The organism is Aurantiacibacter luteus, assembly GCF_001010945.1.
In the GTDB taxonomy this organism is placed as follows: domain Bacteria; phylum Pseudomonadota; class Alphaproteobacteria; order Sphingomonadales; family Sphingomonadaceae; genus Alteraurantiacibacter; species Alteraurantiacibacter luteus.
Map to the genome: position 1 here is coordinate 417,024 of NZ_LBHB01000002.1, position 19,414 is coordinate 436,437.

Here is a 19,414-nt window from a genome sequence, read left to right on the forward strand (position 1 = left end):
GGCTTGCTATGGCGAGGCACCATGCTCGCCGCCGTCCTCGCCTCCGCGCTCGCCATGACCACCATCGTGGCGGTGCGCTACCTCGTCACGAGCGGGCTGTTCGCCTGGGCGACGGGCAAGGTGCGGCCCGGCCACTACGCCGGGCTCGATGCGCAGATCCGGCGCGAGATCGGCTGGTCGCTGGCCTCGGCGGCGATCTACGGGGTGCCGGCCGGCGTGGTCGTATGGGGTTGGCGGCAGCAGGGGTGGACGCGGATCTATACCGACCTCGCCGACTATCCCCTGTGGTGGCTGCCGGTTTCGCTGCTGGTCTACCTGTTCCTGCACGATACCTGGTTCTACTGGACCCACCGGCTGATGCACCGCCCCAAGTGGTTCCGCATCGCCCACGCCGTCCATCACGCCAGCCGCCCGCCCACCGCCTGGGCGGCGATGAGCTTCCACCCGATCGAGGCGTTGACGGGCGCGCTGGTCATTCCGGCGCTGGTGTTTTTCGTGCCGATCCACGTCGGCGTGCTCGGCCTGGTGCTGGCGATCATGACGGTGATGGGGGTCACCAATCACATGGGCTGGGAGATGTTTCCGCGCGCTCTCGTTCATTCTCGCGCAGGGAACTGGCTGATAACGGCGAGCCATCACCAGCGGCATCACGACGAATATCGCTGCAATTACGGGCTTTATTTCAGATTCTGGGATCGATTGTGCAACACCGACAAGGGCCTGGCCGCCACGAAGGCCGCACCAAACCCCGCCGCCTCGCCGTCCTGAGCGCGCTCGCCGCGCCGCTGGTGGTGTCCGCCGCGCCGCCGCCTGCGGGCGTGGACGTGACGGTGAGCGTCACCAACATGAGGAACACCGACGGCGTGGTGCGCGCCTGCATGACGCGCGACCAGGGCCACTTTCCGCGCTGCCAGGACGCGGCGCAGGGCTATCGCACCGTCGTGCCCGCCGGCGAGGCGCGCGTGCTGGTCTTCCACGATGTCGCCCCCGGCACCTACGGCATCGCGCTGCTGCACGACGAGAACGGTAACGGCCGCGCCGACCGTGCGCTGGGCATGATGCCGCGCGAGGGCTTCGGCTTCTCGCGCGATGCGCCGGTGCACATGGGGCCGCCCTCTTTCGGTGACGCGGCCATCCACATCGGCTCTTCACCAATTCGGCAAACCATCCGCATGCGATATATGCTGTAAGGAATTCAACGCCTTGCGATAAAAGTCGCGACTATTCACCGGCGCAACTTCACCGAAAATTTACCACGTCGCGCCAAAAGGGCCCCAGCCAATCGAAAGGGGCTTTGAGGGCATGGATACTCTGCGCGGCAATTTCGGCTCGCTCGAACCGCACGACCTGGATTCGACTCCCGATGTCTACGATGACGCCGGAATCGCGCGCGACGACGACAGCGACGCGGCGGGCGATGCCACTCCTCCGCCCGCCATCGGCCAGGACGAGCGCCGGATGCAGGTGCGCGCTTACAATTTCTGGGCCGGCCTGCTCGAGGATCGCAACTTTCCCGCGATCGAGGATCTCGACCCCGCCGGGCTGCCGGATTTCGGTCCGCACTCCGTACTGCTCGATTTCACCGACGGGATCGAGAACCCCAGCATCCAGTATATCGGCGACAAGCTTGGCCACGAATGCGCCACCTCGCACGATGAGCTGCCCCGGCGCCTGTCCGAAGTGCCGCCGCGATCGCTGCTCTCGCGCATCACCGACCATTACATGCAGATCCTCGCCAACCAGTCGCCGATCGGCTTCGAGGCGGAATTCGTAAACAATGCCGGCGCCACGATCCTCTATCGCGGCATCCTGCTGCCCTTCTCCAGCGACGATGCGACCATCGATTACATCTACGGCGTCATCAACTGGAAGGAGATGGCGGGCAGCGAAGCGACCGGCGAGCTGATGCTGGAGATCGACCAGGCGCTGGACGAAGCCGCGGAGGAAACCTCGCGCCCGCTGCGCTCCACCGCCCTGACCGACTGGGCAGACGGCCCGGCGAGCCCGCTGGACGAATCCGGCGAGAACGAGGACGAGGGCGGCGATTACGCGCCGCTCGCGTTCAGCGCCCGCCCCTCGTTCGACCTGTCCGGCCAGCCGGGCAGCGAGGACATGGCCCTGGCCGTGCCGCCTGTCGAATCGATGGTCGTGGAACCGATGGCCCTCGAACCGATGGCCCTGGCCGACTGGCTGGCAGCCGCGCGCGAGATGGCGCAGGAAGCCCGCAGCGGCGAGGAGCGCACCCGCGCCGCGCTCTACGAGGCCGTGGGCCGGGCCTGGGACTTCGCGCTGGCCGCCGCCGACGCGCCTGCCGATTTCGCCGAGCTGCTGGAGGATTCGGGGCTGGCGATGCAGGATCGCGCGCCGATGACTCCGGTGGTCAAGCTCGTCTTCGGCATCGATTACGACAAGACCCGCCTCACCGAATATGCCGCCGTGCTCGCCTACGCGCAGCGCCGGGGCATGGCGCGCGGAACGCTCGGCCAGTACCTCAAGACCGTGGACGGCGGGCTCAAGAGAGTCGTCGCGGCGGAGCGCGACTATCGCCGCGGCAATGACGGCGAGGCCCCTGCGCCCGCGCGTGCCCAGCCGCGCAAGGCCATCGCGAAGAAGCTGCGCGCGCTGCCCGCGGCCCGGTTCGATGCCATCGCGCAGGACGGCGAGGAATTCGCGCTGGTGCTGATCCGCCGCACGCCTTCGGGCCACGTGGCCCTGCTCGGCGAAGTGCCGCAGGATGTCTCGCTGGTGGAAAAGGCCGCCCGTCGCTTGATCGGCTGAGGGCCGGGCGTCGGGGCAGTCACCGGGGGTGGGCATGGGACGGGCCGTCGGCTAGTCCGGCGCGCATGGTGTTCTCCCGCCGCGTTTCCACGCGCATCCAGCCCTATTTCGGCCACCGCAGCCGCACCCGCCTGACGCTGTCGGCGCGAGCGCTGCGGCAGCCGCCCGCCACTTTCGAGACCACCTCGCGCTGGCAGGCCATGCGCACCATGCTGCGCCAGTTCGCCAGCCGCGAGGTGCCCGGTGTCGCCGTGCGGCTGGTGATCGAGGGCGCGAACGGCCCGCTGCTCGATACCGCCGCGACGAGCGATGGCGAGGGCTACGTGCATTTCGACGTGGCGCTCGATCCGCCGTGGGACCTGCCCGAATATCCGCTGTGGGAGCAGGCGCACCTGCACTGGACCACGCCCGAGGGTGCGCAGCAGGTGGACGCGCACGTGCTCGCGCCGGGGCGCGCGGGGGGTCTCGCCATCATCTCCGACATCGACGACACCATCGTGGAGACCGGCATCACCGGCGGGCTCAGGAATGTGGTGCGCAACTGGCGGCGGGTCTTCGCCGAACTGCCGCAGGAGCGGGTGGCGGTGCCGGGAGCGGACACCTTCTACGGCGAGCTCGGCGGCGGGTCGGACACGGGCGACGAGACTCGCGGGGCAGAGCACATGCCGGCGACGCGGCGGCCGTTCTTCTACGTGTCCTCCTCGCCGTGGAACCTGTTCGCCTATCTCGTCGCCTTCATGCGGGTGAAGGGCCTGCCGCTGGGTCCGATAACCTTACGCGACTGGGGGCTGAACCGCGCGACCTTCGGCTCGTCCAGCCACGGCGAGCACAAGAGCGCAGCCATCGACGCCATCCTCGCCATGCATCCCGAGCTGCGCTTCGCGCTGATCGGCGACGATACGCAGGGCGACCTGCCCGCCTTCGCCCGGGCCGCGGCCGCCTGGCCGGAACGGGTGGCGGCGGTGTTCATCCGCAAGGCCGCGGCGGAGGATTTCTCCTCCGAGGAACGGGCAGCCGAAGCGGCGCTGAAAGCGGCGGGCATCCCGCTGTGGCTCGGCCAGACCTACGACGAGGGGCACGATTTCCTGCGCGCCATCGGCGTCACTCCCGGCGGGGAGACCGAACAAATCGTGCGCGTGGTGGAAAAGGTCGCCGCCGAGGACGAGCAAGCAGACGGCAGTCCCGCCGGGTGATCTTCATTTCCCGTTCAGCGCCGCCAAGGCTACAGCCGTGGTCGACACGATGACGCGGCTTCCCTCCCTTCTCGCGCGCGCGCTCGCCGTGCTCGCCCTCGCCGGCCTCGTGGCCCAGCCCGTCGCAGCTCAGAGCCAGGGCCCCTCGGTGCTGCGCGACGCGGAGACCGAGGCGCTGTTGCAGGACCTCGTCGACCCGCTGGCCGATGCCGCGGGCCTCGGCAGCGGCGCGGTCGATATCGTGCTCATCAACGATCCCAGCATGAACGCCTTCGTCGCCGGCGGTCAGCGGATCTACATCCATTCCGGCACGATCAACGAGGCCGATTCGGTGGGCGAGGTGCAGGGCGTGCTGGCGCACGAGCTCGGCCACATCACCGGCGGGCACATCAACCGGATGTCCGAAGGCATGGCCAATGCCGGGCGCATCAGCCTGCTGTCCACCCTCCTCGCGGTCGGCGCCGCTCTTGCGGGCGCGGGCGAAGCGGCGATGGGCATCATGCAGGCGGGCCAGCGCGCCGCGCTCGGCAACTTCCTCGCCTTCAGCCGCACGCAAGAGGCGAGCGCCGACCAGGCGGGCGCGCAGTACCTGTCCGAGGCCGGCATCTCCGGGCGCGGCAGCCTCACCTTCTTCGAGCGGCTGCAGAGCTACGAATTCCGCCGAGGCATCAGCCAGGACCGCGAGAACGAGTATGCCCGCAGCCACCCGATGACCGGCCAGCGCCTCGCCACCCTGCGCGAGGGATACGAGGCCGACCGCGCATGGGCCGCGCCCGACGATGCCGCGCTGCAGCAGCGGTTCGAGCGGGTGAAGGCCAAGCTGTTCGGCTACCTCGCCGAGCCCGAGCGCACGCTGCAGTATTACCCGATCTATCTCGACACCGTCCCCGCCCGCTATGCCCGCGCGCTCGCCTATCACAAGGACGCGCGCATGGACGATGCGCTGGCGGAAGTCGGCACGCTCGTCAGCCTCGAGCCGGACAACCCCTATTTCCTTGAGCTCGAGGGCCAGATCTTGCTCGAATCCGGCCAGGTGCCGCAGTCGCTGGCCCCCTTGCGCGAGGCGACGCGGCTGACCGGCTCGAACCCGCTTATCGCCTCGATGCTGGGCCATGCCCTGCTGGCGACCGACGATCCCGCCAACCTCGACGAGGCCGAGAGCGTGCTGCGCGCCGCCGTGGGCCGCGACCGCGAGAATCCCTTCGCCTGGTACCAGCTCGGCGTGGTCTACGGCCTGCGCGGCGACCAGCCCCGCGCGCGCCTGGCAAGTGCGGAACAGCAGGTCATGTCGGGCAATCCGCAGGCCGCGATGATGAACGCGCAGGCCGCCGAGGCCGGGCTGGAGCCCTACACCGCAGACTGGATCCGCGCGCAGGACGTGCAGCTGCAGGCGCGCGGCATGCTTGAACAGATGGCCGAACGCAACTAGCGCCATCCGCAATGCGAACGCTCGTCACCATCGCCCTCTCGCTCGTCGCCGGCGTGGCCGGGGCCGCCGCGTGGGACTATGCCGGCCTCGGGCCCGATCGCACGCGCGACTACCTGATGGAAAATCCCGAGGTCCTGCCCGAGGCGATCGGCGTTCTGCAGCAGCGCGAAACCGCCGCGCGCCTCGCCCCCGTGCGCGCCGAGCTGGAACAGGCTTTCCCGGGGGCCGTCCTGGGCAACCCCAATGGCAGCGTCACGCTGGTCGAATTCAGCGACTACGCCTGCGGGTACTGCCGCATGAGCGTGGAGCACGTGAACCAGCTGATCGCCGCGAACCCCGACCTGAAGGTGGTGATCCGCGAATACCCGATCCTGTCCGAAGGCAGCGCGAATGCCGCGCGCATGGCGCTCGCCGCCGCGCAGCAGGGCAAGTTCGAAGCCTTCCACAACGCCATGTTCGCCGCCGAGAGCCCGAGCCCCGAAAACATCGCCGCCGCGGCGCGCAGTGCCGGGGTCGATGTCGAGCAGGCCAATACCGCCATCGCCGCCGGCGCGTTCGAGGCGCAGTTGCAGAACAACGTGTTCCTCGGCCAGACCCTGCAGCTGTCGGGAACGCCCGCCTTCATCGTCGGCGACACCGTGCTGAACGGCGCGGTCGGGACCGAGCAGCTGGACCAGGCCGTTGCCGAGGCGCGCGATTCGTAAGGCCAGCCGCCTTCTGCGGGAGGCGCATCGTTGCGAAACCCTCTGACGCGCGGCGCCGCATCGGCTAAGGGGCAGCGCATGGCGATGCTGCCGTTCAAGCCGACCCCGTTCTTCGCGGACAAGAACCGCGCCTTCTGGCGCTTGCAGCTGATCGGCTGGACGGGTGCCTTCCTGCTGCGCGTGGTCGGCGGCATCGTGAACGGACAGGAAGCCAGCTTCTACGTCACCGTGCTGATCGAGGCGATCACCGGCTTTTCCATCAGCACCGTGCTGTCGGTCGTCTACAACCAGCTGATCACGAAGAAGGCGCTCGTGACATGGGGCGTGACGGCGCTGGTCCTGCCCGCCGCGGTGCTGCTGTACGCCTTCATCCAGACCTGGGCGATCCAGTTGGGCCGGGCCGAGCCGGGCGGCTTCACCCAGCAGCTGATCGGCTATTTCATCTTTCCCCTCGCGCTGCTCGGCGCGTGGTCGGCGCTGTATTTCGCCATCAACTTCTTCCTGCAGGTGGAAGAACAGGCCGACCGGCTGGAGCGGCTGGAAGCGCAGGCGACCAGCGCCCAGCTCGCCATGCTGCGTTATCAGCTGAACCCGCACTTTCTGTTCAATACACTCAATTCCATCAGCACGCTGGTGCTGCTCAAGCAGACCGCGCCGGCCAACGCCATGCTGACGCGCCTGTCCGGCTTCCTGCGGCACACGCTGGTGACCAAGCCCGGCGCCAAGGTGACCGTGGCGCAGGAGGTGGAGACGCTGAAGCTCTACCTCGACATCGAGCGCATGCGCTTCGAGGAGCGGTTGCGGACCGAGTTCCGCATCGAACCCGAGGCGGCGAACGCCTGCATTCCCTCCTTCCTGCTCCAGCCGCTGATCGAGAATTCGATCAAGTACGGCGTCTCCGCGCAGGAGGAAGGCGCGCGCATCAGCCTGGCCGCCAAGGTCGTGGGCCAGCGCCTGCGGTTGACCGTCAGCGACACCGGGCCGGGCCTGCAGGGCAACCAGAACGCCGCCGAGGCGGTGGCGCGCGGCACGCAGTCCAGCACCGGCGTCGGCCTCAACAACATCAATGAGCGGCTCGGCCAAGCCTACGGCGAGGACCACCGCTTCGACATCGAGACCCCGCCCGACGGCGGCTTCACCGTGATCATCGAGGTTCCCTACGAGAGCCCCGAGGAACCGGACGAGGCCGCCGCCACGCAGAAACTTCCCCGCCCCTCGCGCATTGAGGCGGGGGTGGACCGTTCTTTCGGCAACCCCCCAACCGGAGCCCCCGCATGACCATCCGCACCATCCTCGTCGACGACGAGAAGCTCGCCATCCAGGGCCTGCAGCTGCGCCTCGAGCCGTTTTCCGACATCGAGGTGATCGAGACCTGCGCCAACGGCCGCGAGGCGATCCGCGCGATCAAGACGCTGAAGCCCGACCTCGTCTTCCTCGACATCCAGATGCCCGGCTTCGACGGCTTTTCCGTGGTCAAGGGCGTGATGGAGATCGAACCGCCGCTGTTCGTCTTCGTCACCGCCTATTCCGAACACGCCATCCGCGCCTTCGAGGCCAATGCCGTCAACTACCTGATGAAGCCGGTGGACGAGGACAAGCTGGCCGACACCGTCGAGCGCGTGCGCCAGCGCCTCGCCGAAAAGCGTTCGAGCGAGGAGGCGGACAAGCTGAAGGACGTGCTGGCCGAGGTCAGCCCCGAAAGCCTGGAGGAGATCGATAGCGGCAGCGAGGAGAGCGCGGGCCGGTACGAGAAGATGATCAACGTCAAGGATCGCGGCCAGATCTTCCGCGTCGATGTCGACAGCATCGAGCATATCGAGGCCGCGGGCGATTACATGTGCATCTACACGGGCGACAATTCGCTGATCCTGCGCGAGACGATGAAGGATCTCGAACGCCGCCTCGACCCCAAGAACTTCCAGCGCGTCCACCGCTCGACCATCGTCAACCTCGACCAGGTGCGCCAGGTCAAGCCGCATACCAACGGCGAATGCTTCCTGGTGCTGGACAGCGGGGCGGAGGTGAAGGTCTCGCGCTCCTACAGGGATGTGGTGGCGCGTTTCGTGCATTGATTCATTCGCTTCAAGAAGCCGCCTCCGCGGCTTCGTCCTCGCTAGACGCGCTCCGCTTCGCTACGCGCCCGCTGCGGGCGGGCGGTCACCCTTGCGGTCGCTTTGCGACCGTGTAACCCTTCTCCGCTCATCCTGAGCTTGTCGAAGGATCGTCCTTCTTCCAGGAGCTGACATGCCGTTCGAACTCACCGGCTTCGACCTCGATGCCTTCGTCCGCTCCACGCTCGCCGAGGACTTGGGGCAGGGCCTGCCCGGCGGCGGGCGTGACGTGACCGCCGATAGCGTCATCCCGGCGGACGCGCGCTTTTCCGGCGTGATGGACAGCCGCGATGCCATCCGCGTCGCCGGGCTGCCGGTGGCCGCGGCCTTTTTCCGCGCGCTTGATCCCGACATGGAGATCACGCTGCTGGTGGAGGAAGGCGCGGCGGTGGAGCCGGGCACCGACCTCATGCGCCTCACCGGCAACGCCCGAGCCATGCTGACCGCAGAGCGCAGCGCGCTCAACACCGTGCAGCACCTGTCGGGCATTGCCACAATGGTGCGGCACTATGTCGATGCGATGGCCAATCCGGCCTGCACCCTGCTCGATACGCGCAAGACCATTCCGGGACTGAGACACCTCGAGAAATACGCGGTGCGCATGGGCGGGGGCAGCAACCACCGGATGGGCCTGTGGGATGCGGCGATGATCAAGGACAACCACATCCTCGTCGCCGGCAGCGTGGGCGAGTCGGTGCGCCGCGCGCGCGAAGCGGGCGTGGCCGACATCATCTGCGAGGTCGACCGGGTGGACCAGATCGAACCCGCGCTGGAGGCAGGGGCCACGCGGCTGCTGCTCGACAACATGGGCCCCGACACCCTGCGCGAAGCCGTCGCCCTGGTCGCGGGCCGGGTGCCGACCGAAGCCAGCGGCGGCATCACCCTCGAGACCATCCGCGCCAAGGCCGCCACCGGGGTCGACTACGTGTCGGTCGGTCGCCTGACCCAGAGCGCTCCCGCCGCGGATATCGGCCTCGACTTCACCCCTCTCTGACGCCTAGAACGGCGGCCGAAATCAGGGGAGGGTTCGCATGCGCCCGGATTCGATCAAGAAGTTCGACCTGTTCTATCTCGCCGCCATTGCCATCAGCGTGGCACAGGCGCTGCTCAACTACGATTCAATGAAAGCCGCGCTGGAAGCCGAGCTCGTCGCCGCCGACATGGCCGGACAGGCGGGGACCATGCTCGCCCTTGGCCTAGCCGTCGGCTTCGGGGTGAGCCTGCTGCTGTGGTTCCTCGTCTCGCGCGCCCGACAGGGCTGGGCACGCTGGGTGCTGCTGGCCTTCGTCGTCTACCGGGTGCTGTCGATACCCTCGGCGCTATCGAGCGGCCTGGGCTCGCTCAGCATCACCGGGCTCATCGCCGCGCTGCTGCAGGTGATCGCCATGTGGTTCCTGTTCCGACCGGATGCGCGCGCGTGGTTCGCGTCTCGCGCCACCTGATCGCCGGCCTGCTGGCGCTCGCGCTTTGGCCGCAGCAGGCCATGGCGCAGGCCTACCAGTGCCGCATCCCGCAAGGTCCGATCACACTGCCGATCGCCCAGCGCGACGGGCCCGTGCGCCAGACGCGGGTGACGGGCTATACCCTCGCGCTGACCTGGAGCCCGGAATTCTGCCGGTTCCGGCAGGACAGCGCGCGCCATGCCCGGATGTGCTCGGGGCGCGAGGGGCGCTTCGCCTTTACCGTCCACGGCCTCTGGCCCGAGGGTGCGGGCGGGCAGTGGCCGCAGTGGTGCCCAGCGCGCCGCCAACCCTCGCCGCAGGCCGCCGCCGGGGCCATGTGCATGATGCCCGATGCCGCGCTGATCGCCCACGAGTGGGCGCGCCACGGGTCTTGCATGACGAGCGACCCCGACACCTACCTGCGCGTCACCGGCATCCTGTGGCGGAGCCTGCGCTGGCCCGACTTCGACCGCCTCTCGCGCCACCGCGGCCTGACCGCCGGCGATGTGCGGCAGGTCTTCGCCGATGCCAACCCGCACTGGGAGGCGGAGGACGTGGGCCTCGTCCTCTCGAACCACGGATGGCTGACCGAAATGCGCCTGTGCTACGGCGCGGACTTCATGCCCACGGCCTGCGACGCGCGTCGCTTCGGCCCGCCGGACGACACGCGCGTCAGCATCTGGCGGGGGCTGTAGCATGGGGCGCGGCGGCAACCTCCTCGCCTTCGCGGTCCTGGCGCTCGTCATCGGGCTTGCCATCGCGTGGATCGCGGACCTGCCGTGGTGGATCGGGATCGGCCTTGCGGCGCTGTCGCTCACGATCAACGGCTGGCTCGCCTGGCGCGAGGATCGCGGCAGCTTCAACGAGTGATCGCGTCAGCGCCGCTCTGCGAAAAAGCCGCGCAGCAGCTGGGCCGCCTCGCCCTCGCCCATGCCGGGATAGACCTGCGGCACGTGCAGGCACTGCGGGTGGGCGAAAACGCGCGCGCCGTGGTCCACCGCGCCGCCCTTGGGATCGGGGGCGCCGTAATACAGCCGGGCGATTCGCGCGTGGGCGATCGCGCCCGCGCACATGGCGCAGGGCTCCAGCGTGACGTGGAGGTCGCAGCCGGTCAGCCGCTCGTCGCCCAGCGCCTCGGCCGCGCGGCGAATCGCTACGATCTCGGCATGGGCGGTGGGGTCGCTGGTGCTGCGGGTGAGGTTGTGCCCCTCGCCCACCACTGCGCCCCCGCGCGTCACCACCGCGCCCACGGGCACCTCGCCCACGGCCGCCGCCGCGCGAGCCAGCTCGAGCGCGCGCTGCATGGGCGGGGAGACGGGCCATTTCGCCATGACCTTCGCGCTACCGCGTCGCTTGACGAATCTCCACCCCCCCTGTATGCGCGCGCCTTTCCCGGACCATTGCTGTCCCGATCAACGTTTGAAACGAGAGAATTCGCCATGTCGCGCATCTGCGAACTTACCGGCAAGGGCCGCCAGGTCGGCCACAACGTCAGCCACGCCAACAACAAGACCAAGCGCGTCTTCCTGCCCAACCTGCAGAACGTCACGCTGATGAGCGAGAAGCTGGGCACCAGCCACAAGTTCCGCGTATCGACCCACGGCCTGCGCAGCGTCGAGCACAACGGCGGCCTCGACAACTGGCTGATGAAGACCCGCGACGAGAAGCTCTCCACCCGCGCCCAGAAGGTGAAGCGCGAGCTGAAGAAGGCGGCCAAGGACGCCACCGCCGCCTAAGCGCGCGGACCTTCGAGGAAACACGAAAAGGCGCGGCGGGAGCGATCCCGGCGCGCCTTTTTCATTGCGCCGCTGGCAGGGTGCGCGGGTCGAGAACCAGCTTCGCCAGCAAGGTACGCTGGAACGAGGCCGAGTTGTCGTCGGCGATCAGCCAGAGGTCGATGCGTCCGTCGCCGCGTGATTCGCTGGCGAGGCCTTCCCAGTTCTCCGGCGGAACCAGTGCATCGAGATCGACCAGCAGGCGCACCATCAGCGCATCGCCGCGCTCCAGCTCGGCAGGGTCGGCGATGCCCAGCGCGGCGGTGAAGGGCGGGTAGCCCAGCGCCAGCTTGCGCAGCAGCACCAGCACCCGCCCGTCGGGCAGCGCGGCGAGGTCTGTCGCATCGTAGTCGTGGGGAATGGAGACCGCGAAGCTTTGCGCCGCCCCTTCTTCCGTCGGATCGCCGGAAAACAGCAAACCGGTAGCCCGCGCTTCGGGCAGCACGATAAAGCGCCCGTCGGCCAGGCGCTCCATCGCCTCGGGCCCGGCGTTGCTGCCCCATTCGGTCCATTCCGGGGGCCGCCGCGCCGCCTCGAAGCGACTCGCGGCATCGTACCGCAGCACCGCGTTGGCGTTCTCTAGCGCCAACCACGTGCGCCCGCTCGCGGGATCGCGCATGGCCGCCTCGATGTCGGGAAAGGCGGAGGAGAGCGGGCCGCGATCGTCGACCCTGTCGAACCGAACGCGGCCCTCATCGCCCGATCCGGGGCGGGCAAAGGCCATGCGCATGCCGCGATCCGACCAGGCGACGAGGTCCTCGCCCGGCCCCAGCGTCACCAGCGCCGAGTAGCCGCCGAAATCGATATTCGGGCTGGCGAGCTGCCAGACGCCTTCTCGCGTGAAGCCGCCGATCGCCTTTGCTTCCGGCAGATCGTCGACCGGCGCGATGGCCAGCACCTGCGCCTGCCGGTCGGGCACATGGGTTCGCACGAAGGTCCCCGGCGCAAGGCCGAGCATCAGCGCGGCGATGGCGAGGGCGCGGCGTTTCGGCATGATGATGCGGGGCCGTGCCGCTAGGGCATGGGGCCGAGGAACAGCAGCGGATCGAGCCGCGCCTCGCGCCACTTGAGGCTCCAATGCAGGTGCGGCCCCGTCGCCCGCCCGGTCGCCCCGACGAGCCCGATGCGGTCGCCCTGCGAGACCCGGTCGCCCACGTTCACGAAGATCTGCGAGGCGTGGAGAAAGGCGCTGTTGAGGCCCGCGCCGTGGTCGATGACGATGAGCTTGCCTTCGAGGCTGAAGGGATCGTGCGCCGCCAGCGTGACCACCCCGTCGGCAGGCGCAACGAAGGGCGTGCCCGCGCCCGGCGCGATGTCGAGGCCGGAATGGTAGCTCGCCGGTTCGCCGCGATAGACGCGCTGCGAGCCGAAGCGACCGGAGATGCGGCCCGTTACCGGCCAGGCGAAGTCCTGCGTCCAGCCGTCGGTGTCCGAATTGGCCTGGCGCGCGGCCTCGATGGCGTTCAGTTCGGGCTCGCGGATGCGCCAGAAGGCATCCGTCATCCCGCCGCCCGGCGTGCGGGCGACGTTGATGTGCTCGATGTTCCAGGCGCGGGGGCTGACCGCCACGGGGCTGCGGATGGTGCGTCCGTCGGCGAGGGTGGCGATCAGCTCGGCGCTCGGCTCGGCGTCGCGGTCGAAGGCGGCGAAGAAGCGGCCCTGCGGGTCGAGCTCGAGCGGAGCATCGCCCAGCCGCGCGGACACGGTGCCACCGGGCGCGGTGCCGCGGATCCAGCCGCCCTGCGTCAGCTGCCCGTCGAACAGGAAGGTGCTAGGGCCGTTGGGCGTTGCTCGGGGCGTCGGCGTTGGCGCGGGCAGCGGCTGGACGACCTCCGCGCGCGTGGTGGCGACGGGCGCGGGCGGCGCGTCGGGGGCGGGAATGGCGGTGCACGCGGCGGCCAGCACCGGCAGCGCGGCTATGGCAATCCGCCTCACAGTTGGCCGAGCGCGCGCTTGGTCGACAGTTCGGCGCTCGCGTAGGGCTCCTGCAGGTCCACGCTCCAGTAGCGCAGCTCCTCTAGCGGCACGGGCACCCCGCTCGCGGCGCAGGTGACGAAGTGGCCGGGGCGGATCACGCGAAAGCCGTTGGGGCCGTAGACCAGCGTGGCGGGATTGTCGGAGGAGTTCATCAGCATCCCCGCAATCTAGGGGCTGCGGCCCGCTAAAGCAATTTCGGCTGCGCGTCCGTGGGCTTCGGCTGGACCGGTTTGCGGGGCGGCTTCGCCACGGGCGTGGCCTCTCCGGTCGTCACCTGCATCGTCCCGTCGGCGAACTCCAGCGTCAGCACCGGTTGCTGCTCGGCGAGCGCGCGGGTGGCGACGACCGGGTGGCCCGGCGCGCAGACGAGCGCGTAGCCGCGCTTTAGCGGCGCCTTGGGGTCGAGCTGCAGACGCAGCCGCTCCAGCGCCGCCAGCCGCGTGGCGCGCTCGCCCAGCGGGCGCGTGACCAGCGCAGGCGTCAGGCGCGTCGCGGCGAGGCGTTCGCCGGCGCGGGCGAGGCGCTGCTCTACCGCCGAGGGGCCGAGCCGCACCGCTGCCAGACGTTCGCCGAGCCGCTCCAGCCGGGCGCGCATCATCGCCGGGCGCGGGCTTGCCGCCGCCAGCCTGTCGCCGGCGCGGTCCAGCCGGGCGCGCAGGATCGCGGGCGAGAGACGCAGGTCGGACAACCGCTCGCGCCCCTTGGCCGCGCGGTCCACCAGCGCGCGGCGCAATCGCTCACCCGCCTCGTCGAGCCGCTGCGCGCGCGGTTGCAAGAGGGCTTCGGGCGTGGGCAGGCGGTCGCCGCGCGCCGCCAGTCGCTCGCGCCCCAGCTCCACCGGGCGCATCACGCACTTGCGCTTCCGGAGCGTCAGGTCGGCGAGCGTGTTCGCCAGCTCGCGTCGTACTGGCACGGCCAGCTCGGCGGCGGCGGTGGGCGTGGGCGCGCGCATGTCGGCGGCGAAATCGCACAGCGTCGTGTCGGTCTCGTGCCCCACGGCGCTGATGACGGGGATGGGCGAGGCGGCGACGGCGCGCACCACGGCTTCCTCGTTGAAGGCCCACAGGTCCTCGATCGAGCCGCCCCCGCGCGCCACGATCAGCAGGTCGGGCCGCGCCATGCCGGCGGGCAGCTGGGCGAACCCGCGCACGGCGGCGGCCACCTGCTCGGCGGCGCCCTGCCCCTGCACGATTACCGGCCAGACCATGACGTATGTGGGGAAGCGGTCCTCCAGCCGGTGGAGGATATCGCGGATCACCGCGCCCGTCGGCGATGTCACCACGCCGATGGTGCGCGGGGCGAAGGGCAGCGCGCGGCGATTGGCGAACAGGCCCTCGGCCTCGAAGCGCTGGCGGTTCTTCTCCAGCAGCGCGAGCAGCGCGCCCTCGCCCGCGATCTCCATGCGCTCGACCACGATCTGGTACTTGCTGCGCCCCGGGTAGGTGGTGATCTTGCCCGTCGCGATCACCTCGATCCCGTCCTCGGGCCGGAAGGCGAGGCGCGCGGCCGTGCCCTTCCACATCACCGCGTCGAGCACCGCGCCTTCGTCCTTCAGGCTCATGTAGACGTGGCCCGAGGCCGCGCGCTTGTAGCCCGAGATCTCGCCGCGCAGGCGCACGAAGCCGAAGCGGTCTTCCACCGTGCGCTTCAGCGCGCTCGACAATTCGGTGATGGTCAGGGGCGCGGAATTGTCGCCGTCGCGTCCGCTCGCTAGGAGGCCGCTGTCATCGTCGTCGCCGTAACTGTCGTAGGAGCCTGCCATGAACATCCTGGTGCTGGGATCGGGAGGCCGCGAGCATGCCCTGTGCTGGAAGCTGGCGCAATCCGCCGCCGTGACGAAGGAGGGCGGGACGCTCTACGCCGCGCCGGGCAATCCGGGCATTGCGGAGTGCGCGAAGCTGGTGGCGCTCGATGCGGGCGACCACGCGGCGGTGGTCGATTTCTGCCGCGAGCGCGCCATCGGCCTCGTCGTGATCGGCCCGGAAGCGCCGCTGGTTGATGGCCTCGCCGACAGCCTGCGCGCCGCCGACGTTCCCGTCTTCGGCCCCTCGCAGGCCGCCGCCCAGCTCGAGGGCAGCAAGGCCTTTACCAAGCGATTGTGCGAGCGGGCAGGCATCCCCACCGCGCGCTATGTGGAGGTGACCAGCTATGCCGAAGGGGTGGCGGCGCTGAGCACCTTTACCGCCCCCTTCGTCATCAAGGCCGATGGCCTCGCCGCGGGCAAAGGCGTGACCATTGCCGAATACAATGACGCCGCGCGCCATGCCCTGATCGACATCTTCGGCGAGGGCGAACCGCAGCCCGGCGCCAAGGCGGTGATCGAGGAGTTCATGCACGGCGAGGAGGCCAGCTTCTTCGCCCTCACCGACGGCGAGACCGTGGTGCCTTTCGGCAGCGCGCAGGATCACAAGCGCGTGGGCGACGGCGACACCGGACCCAACACCGGCGGCATGGGCGCCTACAGCCCGGCGCGGGTGCTGACCGAGGCGTTGCAGGCCGAGGCGATGGAGCGCATCGTCCTGCCGACCGTGCGCCAGATGGCCGAGGACGGCATGCCCTATTCGGGCGTGCTCTATGCCGGCCTGATGCTGACGCCCGACGGCATCAAGCTGGTCGAATACAACGCCCGCTTCGGCGACCCGGAATGCCAGGTGCTGATGACGCGGCTGGAGGGCGACCTTGCCGAGATCATGCTCGCCTGCGCCGAGGGCACGCTGGCGGGCCTGCCCGAACCGCGCTTCAGCGACGACACCGCGTTGACCGTGGTGATGGCGGCGAAAGGCTATCCGGGCACGCCCGAGAAGGGCGGCGCAATAGACCTGTCGCAGGTGGGCGGCGGGGTGACGATCTTCCACGCCGGAACCGCGCTCAGCGACGGACACCTCGTGGCAAACGGCGGCCGCGTCCTCGCCGTCACCGCCGCGGGGCGCGATGTGCGCGAAGCCCGCGACCTTGCCTACACCGCCGTCGATGCCATCGATTTCCCCACCGGCTTCTGCCGCCGCGACATCGGCTACCGCGAAATCGCCCGCGAGGAGGAGCGCGAGAGCTAGATCCCCAGCTCGTCGCAGAAAACGACGTATTCGGCATCGATCGCGTCGATCAGCGCCTTGTCCGGCGCGTAGAAATAGAGGTCGGGCGCGTCGATGTCGTCCATGAAGACCGAGAAGCGCACCGGCACGGTGCGGCCCTCATAAGTGAAGTCTCGGCGCATCTCGCGCTCGTCCTCAGGCTCGGTTTCCTCGGCGAAACGAGCGAGCGCATCGACGTCGAGCCCGATGCCCCGGCGCTCGTGCAGGCGTTGCAGGAACGGGCGCACGTTCTCCAGGTCGAAGTTCATCGACGCTTCGCAGGTGGCGGGCGCCAGCGGCTTCGGGTCCTTCTCGCCGCCGCCGCCGAACAGCTTGCCGAACAATCCCATCTCGAGCCTCCCCCAGGCGAATGTCCGCGTCAGTTTGCCTGCTGCAACGACAATGGCAAGCCCGAAGACGCAGGGGGTTTCCTACAGGTTCGCCGGCGCTCCATCGCGCCACGACCATGAAGCGCGCTCCCCTTTCGAACTTTCCCGCGCTTACGTGCAAAGTGTCAACTTCGCCCTGGCAGTCAAACCGTTGACGACATTGCCTTTTCATCCGACAGGCTGCTTGACAGTGTCAACTTCGAGGGTGCGGCCCCGGCGCGCCGTCACCCCAGCTTCTCGTCCATCAGCGCCTTCAGGTCGGCCTCGGGCCGGGCGCCGTAGTGGCTGATGATCTCGGCTGCCGCGATGGCGCCGCGCCTCAGGCACCGTTCGGCATCCTCGCCGCGAGTGTGGCCGTAGAGGAAGCCCGCCGCGAACAGGTCGCCCGCGCCGGTGGTGTCGACGACCTTGTCGATCGGCTCGGCGGCGACCTCGCTGCGCTTGCCATCGGCCATGCAGACCGCGCCCTTCGCGCTGCGGGTGGCGACGACGACGGGCACCTTGCCGTCCAGCGCGGCGAGGCCGGCGTCGAAGTCCGCCTCGCCAGTCAGCGAGGCCAGCTCGTGTTCGTTGACGAACAGGATGTCGATCAGGCCGTCGGCGATCAGCGCGCGGAAATCGTCGCCGTGGCGGTCGATGACGAAGCTTTCGCTGGCGGTGAAGGCGACTTTGCGCCCCGCGCCGCGCGCGACCTCGATGGCCCGGCGCATGGCGCTGCGCGGTTCCTCGGGATCCCACAGGTAGCCCTCGAGATAGAGCACGGCGGCGCTGGCGATCGTCTCGTCGTCCAATGCGGCGGGCGGCAGGAACTGGCTGGCGCCGAGGAAGGTGTTCATCGTGCGCTCGCCATCGGGCGTCACGAAGATCAGGCAGCGCGCGGTGGGCGGGTTGGCCTCGGTGTTGTCGGTGGCGCGCACGGGCGTATCGAAATCGATGCCCATGGCGCGGATGTCGTGGGCGAAGATGGAGCCAAGCTGGTCGTCCGCCACCTGGCCGATGAAGGCGCACTGCGCGCCCATGGCGGCAAGGCCCGCCAGCGTGTTGGCCGCCGAACCGCCCGAAATCTCGCGCGCGCTGCCCATGGCATCGTAGAGCTCGCCCGCACGCGCGGTGTCGACCAGCGTCATGCCGCCCTTGGCGAGGCCCAGTTCCTCCACCAGCTCGTCCGAAGAGGGGGCCATCACGTCGACAATGGCATTGCCGATGGCGATTACGTCGTAACGGGGAGCGGTCATGGGTTCTCCTGAGGAATTATGGGCGGCTGCGGCCGGCGCGGCGTTGACTTGGCGAAAGGCGCGGGCAATCGCAAGCGGCGATGGCAACGGTCCCCACCTCGCTTGCGCTCGGCTTCGGGCAGCTGTTCGACGGCGCGGTGCTGCGCATCCTGCTGAAAAGCGTGGCGGTGACGCTGGCGATCTTCATCGCGGTGGCCGTGGGCGGGGTCTGGCTGATCGACTGGGCGCTGGCGGGCGCGGGGCTGGAGGACACGGCCTTTGCCGGCGCAGGTCCGCTGCGCGAGGCGATCTCGCTGCTCGCCACGATCCTCGGCCTGTGGCTCGGCTGGCGACTGGTGGCCATGGCCGTGGTGCAATTCTACGCCGAGGACGTGGTGCGCGCGGTGGAGCGGCGGCACTACCCGGCCGAGGCGAGCGCGGCGCGCGAGGTGCCGTTCGGCCTCTCCATGCGCTACGCCACTCGCTCGCTTCTGCGCGCGCTGCTGGCGAACCTCGCCGCGCTGCCTGTGGCGGCCGTGCTGCTGGTGACGGGGGTGGGCACGTTTGTTGTGTTCTGGCTGGTCAACGCCGTGCTGCTGGGGCGCGAGTTGCAGGACATGGTCTGGCTGCGCCACCGGCAGGGGGAGGACGATCTCGCCCCGATCTCGCGCGGACAGCGGCTTGCGCTCGGCGGCGTCATCGCGGCGCTGCTGGCCGTCCCCTTCCTCAACCTCGTCGCCCCGGTGCTCGGCGCGGCGAGCGCGACACATCTCGTTCATCGCAGCGCCCGCAGGAGTTGACACCCCTATGCGTCTGATACCCCTCGCCTTTTCCACCTTGCTGCTCGGCGCCTGCGCCACGGCGGTGCCGCAACAGGCTCCGCCCGCGCCCGCCCGCCCGCCGCAGACCAACCAGGTCCCGCCGAGTCGTCCGCCGCAGGTGGCGAGCGCGGCAGGCTTCATCGCGCCGCAGGTGATGGAGGGGGCCGGGCTTTCCGGCGTGATCCGCGAGGGCGAACGCGCGCTCGCAGCCCGCTTCGGCACGCCGCGCCTGAACGTGGTGGAAGGCGACATGAAGAAGCTGCAATTCGCCGGGCAGGCCTGCGTGCTCGACGTGTTCCTCTACCCGCTCTCGCCGGGCGCGGAGCCGGTGGCGACCTGGGTGGAGGCGCGGCGCGCGTCGGACGGGGCCGCGGTGGACCGGGCGGCCTGCGTGCAGGCCTTGTCGCGGCGCTAGTCGGCGTCGAATTCGAGCGGCGCGGCGGCCCCGCCCTGCATCGGCAGCGGATCGCGCGGGGGTTCGGCAGGGACGGCAAGGCCGGACTCGGGCGG

23 protein-coding genes are annotated in these 19,414 nt (G+C 69.6%); 16 read left to right on the top strand and 7 right to left on the bottom strand.

What is annotated here, in order from left to right:
• Positions 1 to 21 precede the first annotated feature (21 nt).
• From AAW00_RS08395 to AAW00_RS14990, 12 genes are all read left to right on the top strand, one after another.
• Entirely contained in the window at positions 22 to 768 is a 747-nt protein-coding gene (locus AAW00_RS08395; protein WP_047003914.1) for a sterol desaturase family protein, read from the top strand.
• A gap of 23 nt (positions 769 to 791) precedes the next feature.
• Complete coding sequence (locus AAW00_RS08400; protein WP_241461674.1) at positions 792 to 1,190, top strand: DUF2141 domain-containing protein; 399 nt, start codon at positions 792 to 794, stop codon at positions 1,188 to 1,190.
• A 112-nt stretch (positions 1,191 to 1,302) separates the two neighbouring features.
• The gene (locus AAW00_RS08405) at positions 1,303 to 2,778 is read left to right on the top strand and encodes a PAS domain-containing protein (RefSeq protein WP_052761851.1); all 1,476 of its coding nucleotides are present in this window, start codon (positions 1,303 to 1,305) and stop codon (positions 2,776 to 2,778) included.
• Between the two features lie 65 nt (positions 2,779 to 2,843).
• Complete coding sequence (locus tag AAW00_RS08410; RefSeq protein WP_047003916.1) at positions 2,844 to 3,971, top strand: phosphatase domain-containing protein; 1,128 nt, start codon at positions 2,844 to 2,846, stop codon at positions 3,969 to 3,971.
• A gap of 49 nt (positions 3,972 to 4,020) precedes the next feature.
• A complete protein-coding gene (locus AAW00_RS08415) occupies positions 4,021 to 5,400 on the top strand; it encodes a M48 family metalloprotease (protein WP_047004518.1) in 1,380 nt (459 codons plus the stop codon).
• 11 nt (positions 5,401 to 5,411) lie between these two features.
• Positions 5,412 to 6,104 (top strand): DsbA family protein, encoded by a 693-nt coding sequence (locus AAW00_RS08420; RefSeq protein WP_052761852.1) that lies wholly within the window; start codon positions 5,412 to 5,414, stop codon positions 6,102 to 6,104.
• 78 nt (positions 6,105 to 6,182) lie between these two features.
• The gene (locus tag AAW00_RS08425) at positions 6,183 to 7,382 is read left to right on the top strand and encodes a sensor histidine kinase (RefSeq protein WP_047003917.1); all 1,200 of its coding nucleotides are present in this window, start codon (positions 6,183 to 6,185) and stop codon (positions 7,380 to 7,382) included.
• Positions 7,379 to 8,176 carry a LytR/AlgR family response regulator transcription factor gene (locus tag AAW00_RS08430; protein WP_047003918.1) on the top strand — a complete coding sequence of 266 codons (798 nt, stop codon included), beginning with the start codon at positions 7,379 to 7,381 and terminating at the stop codon, positions 8,174 to 8,176. Before AAW00_RS08425 ends, AAW00_RS08430 begins: the two co-directional genes overlap by 4 nt.
• A 172-nt stretch (positions 8,177 to 8,348) precedes the next feature.
• A complete protein-coding gene (gene nadC, locus AAW00_RS08435; protein WP_047003919.1) occupies positions 8,349 to 9,209 on the top strand; it encodes a carboxylating nicotinate-nucleotide diphosphorylase in 861 nt (286 codons plus the stop codon).
• Positions 9,210 to 9,246: 37 nt separating this feature from the next.
• Positions 9,247 to 9,657: a hypothetical protein gene (locus AAW00_RS14275; RefSeq protein ID WP_052761853.1), complete on the top strand. Its 411-nt coding sequence runs from the start codon at positions 9,247 to 9,249 to the stop codon at positions 9,655 to 9,657.
• Positions 9,633 to 10,352 (top strand): ribonuclease T2 family protein, encoded by a 720-nt coding sequence (locus AAW00_RS08445; protein ID WP_241461675.1) that lies wholly within the window; start codon positions 9,633 to 9,635, stop codon positions 10,350 to 10,352. Before AAW00_RS14275 ends, AAW00_RS08445 begins: the two co-directional genes overlap by 25 nt.
• 1 nt (position 10,353) lies before the next feature.
• Positions 10,354 to 10,527: a hypothetical protein gene (locus tag AAW00_RS14990; protein ID WP_156170016.1), complete on the top strand. Its 174-nt coding sequence runs from the start codon at positions 10,354 to 10,356 to the stop codon at positions 10,525 to 10,527.
• Positions 10,528 to 10,532: 5 nt separating this feature from the next.
• On the opposite strand, the gene AAW00_RS08450 is transcribed toward AAW00_RS14990, so the two are convergent.
• Positions 10,533 to 10,988, bottom strand: coding sequence for a nucleoside deaminase (locus AAW00_RS08450; protein WP_047003920.1), 456 nt, complete (start codon positions 10,986 to 10,988; stop codon positions 10,533 to 10,535).
• A gap of 108 nt (positions 10,989 to 11,096) precedes the next feature.
• On the opposite strand from AAW00_RS08450, the gene rpmB reads away from it, so the two are divergent.
• Positions 11,097 to 11,393 (top strand): 50S ribosomal protein L28, encoded by a 297-nt coding sequence (rpmB, locus tag AAW00_RS08455; RefSeq protein ID WP_047003921.1) that lies wholly within the window; start codon positions 11,097 to 11,099, stop codon positions 11,391 to 11,393.
• A gap of 61 nt (positions 11,394 to 11,454) precedes the next feature.
• On the opposite strand, the gene AAW00_RS08460 is transcribed toward rpmB, so the two are convergent.
• Genes AAW00_RS08460 through xseA form a run of 4 tightly spaced genes read right to left on the bottom strand, consistent with a single transcriptional unit; the run spans position 11,455 to position 15,177 of the window.
• Positions 11,455 to 12,426, bottom strand: coding sequence for an esterase-like activity of phytase family protein (locus tag AAW00_RS08460; RefSeq protein WP_052761854.1), 972 nt, complete (start codon positions 12,424 to 12,426; stop codon positions 11,455 to 11,457).
• Positions 12,427 to 12,446: 20 nt separating this feature from the next.
• Positions 12,447 to 13,337, bottom strand: a complete 891-nt coding sequence (locus AAW00_RS08465; RefSeq protein ID WP_420911623.1) for a M23 family metallopeptidase — start codon at positions 13,335 to 13,337, stop codon at positions 12,447 to 12,449.
• A 26-nt stretch (positions 13,338 to 13,363) separates the two neighbouring features.
• On the bottom strand, positions 13,364 to 13,567 hold the full coding sequence (locus AAW00_RS08470) for a DUF2093 domain-containing protein (RefSeq protein ID WP_047003923.1): 204 nt from the start codon (positions 13,565 to 13,567) through the stop codon (positions 13,364 to 13,366).
• 26 nt (positions 13,568 to 13,593) lie between these two features.
• Positions 13,594 to 15,177, bottom strand: coding sequence for an exodeoxyribonuclease VII large subunit (xseA, locus tag AAW00_RS08475; RefSeq protein ID WP_156170017.1), 1,584 nt, complete (start codon positions 15,175 to 15,177; stop codon positions 13,594 to 13,596).
• On the opposite strand from xseA, the gene purD reads away from it, so the two are divergent.
• Positions 15,170 to 16,462, top strand: coding sequence for a phosphoribosylamine--glycine ligase (purD, locus tag AAW00_RS08480; protein ID WP_047003924.1), 1,293 nt, complete (start codon positions 15,170 to 15,172; stop codon positions 16,460 to 16,462). The two genes, xseA and purD, sit on opposite strands and share 8 nt — an antisense overlap.
• Here purD and AAW00_RS08485 read toward each other — a convergent pair.
• Positions 16,459 to 16,830, bottom strand: coding sequence for a hypothetical protein (locus AAW00_RS08485; protein WP_047003925.1), 372 nt, complete (start codon positions 16,828 to 16,830; stop codon positions 16,459 to 16,461). The genes purD and AAW00_RS08485 overlap by 4 nt on opposite strands.
• Positions 16,831 to 17,093: 263 nt before the next feature.
• Positions 17,094 to 18,104, bottom strand: coding sequence for an adenosine kinase (locus AAW00_RS08490; protein ID WP_047003926.1), 1,011 nt, complete (start codon positions 18,102 to 18,104; stop codon positions 17,094 to 17,096).
• A gap of 80 nt (positions 18,105 to 18,184) precedes the next feature.
• Here AAW00_RS08490 and AAW00_RS08495 point away from each other — a divergent pair, with 80 nt between their 5' ends.
• Together AAW00_RS08495 and AAW00_RS08500 are read left to right on the top strand one after the other, a co-directional pair.
• Complete coding sequence (locus tag AAW00_RS08495) at positions 18,185 to 18,883, top strand: EI24 domain-containing protein (RefSeq protein WP_047003927.1); 699 nt, start codon at positions 18,185 to 18,187, stop codon at positions 18,881 to 18,883.
• Positions 18,884 to 18,890: 7 nt separating this feature from the next.
• Positions 18,891 to 19,319: a hypothetical protein gene (locus tag AAW00_RS08500; RefSeq protein WP_047003928.1), complete on the top strand. Its 429-nt coding sequence runs from the start codon at positions 18,891 to 18,893 to the stop codon at positions 19,317 to 19,319.
• The last annotated feature ends 95 nt before the right edge of the window (positions 19,320 to 19,414 follow it).

Coding starts and splice junctions, on each gene's coding strand:
- AAW00_RS08410 (WP_047003916.1), top strand. CDS start 2,844: ATGGTGTTCTCCCGCCGCGTTTCCACGCGCATCCAGCCCTATTTCGGC.
- purD (WP_047003924.1), top strand. CDS start 15,170: ATGAACATCCTGGTGCTGGGATCGGGAGGCCGCGAGCATGCCCTGTGC.
- AAW00_RS08485 (WP_047003925.1), bottom strand. CDS start 16,830: ATGGGATTGTTCGGCAAGCTGTTCGGCGGCGGCGGCGAGAAGGACCCG.
- AAW00_RS08470 (WP_047003923.1), bottom strand. CDS start 13,567: ATGCTGATGAACTCCTCCGACAATCCCGCCACGCTGGTCTACGGCCCC.
- AAW00_RS08405 (WP_052761851.1), top strand. CDS start 1,303: ATGGATACTCTGCGCGGCAATTTCGGCTCGCTCGAACCGCACGACCTG.
- nadC (WP_047003919.1), top strand. CDS start 8,349: ATGCCGTTCGAACTCACCGGCTTCGACCTCGATGCCTTCGTCCGCTCC.
- AAW00_RS08460 (WP_052761854.1), bottom strand. CDS start 12,426: ATGCCGAAACGCCGCGCCCTCGCCATCGCCGCGCTGATGCTCGGCCTT.
- AAW00_RS08490 (WP_047003926.1), bottom strand. CDS start 18,104: ATGACCGCTCCCCGTTACGACGTAATCGCCATCGGCAATGCCATTGTC.
- AAW00_RS08415 (WP_047004518.1), top strand. CDS start 4,021: ATGACGCGGCTTCCCTCCCTTCTCGCGCGCGCGCTCGCCGTGCTCGCC.
- xseA (WP_156170017.1), bottom strand. CDS start 15,177: ATGTTCATGGCAGGCTCCTACGACAGTTACGGCGACGACGATGACAGC.
- AAW00_RS08450 (WP_047003920.1), bottom strand. CDS start 10,988: ATGGCGAAATGGCCCGTCTCCCCGCCCATGCAGCGCGCGCTCGAGCTG.
- AAW00_RS08425 (WP_047003917.1), top strand. CDS start 6,183: ATGGCGATGCTGCCGTTCAAGCCGACCCCGTTCTTCGCGGACAAGAAC.
- AAW00_RS08500 (WP_047003928.1), top strand. CDS start 18,891: ATGCGTCTGATACCCCTCGCCTTTTCCACCTTGCTGCTCGGCGCCTGC.
- AAW00_RS14990 (WP_156170016.1), top strand. CDS start 10,354: ATGGGGCGCGGCGGCAACCTCCTCGCCTTCGCGGTCCTGGCGCTCGTC.
- rpmB (WP_047003921.1), top strand. CDS start 11,097: ATGTCGCGCATCTGCGAACTTACCGGCAAGGGCCGCCAGGTCGGCCAC.
- AAW00_RS08430 (WP_047003918.1), top strand. CDS start 7,379: ATGACCATCCGCACCATCCTCGTCGACGACGAGAAGCTCGCCATCCAG.
- AAW00_RS08395 (WP_047003914.1), top strand. CDS start 22: ATGCTCGCCGCCGTCCTCGCCTCCGCGCTCGCCATGACCACCATCGTG.
- AAW00_RS14275 (WP_052761853.1), top strand. CDS start 9,247: ATGCGCCCGGATTCGATCAAGAAGTTCGACCTGTTCTATCTCGCCGCC.
- AAW00_RS08420 (WP_052761852.1), top strand. CDS start 5,412: ATGCGAACGCTCGTCACCATCGCCCTCTCGCTCGTCGCCGGCGTGGCC.
- AAW00_RS08495 (WP_047003927.1), top strand. CDS start 18,185: ATGGCAACGGTCCCCACCTCGCTTGCGCTCGGCTTCGGGCAGCTGTTC.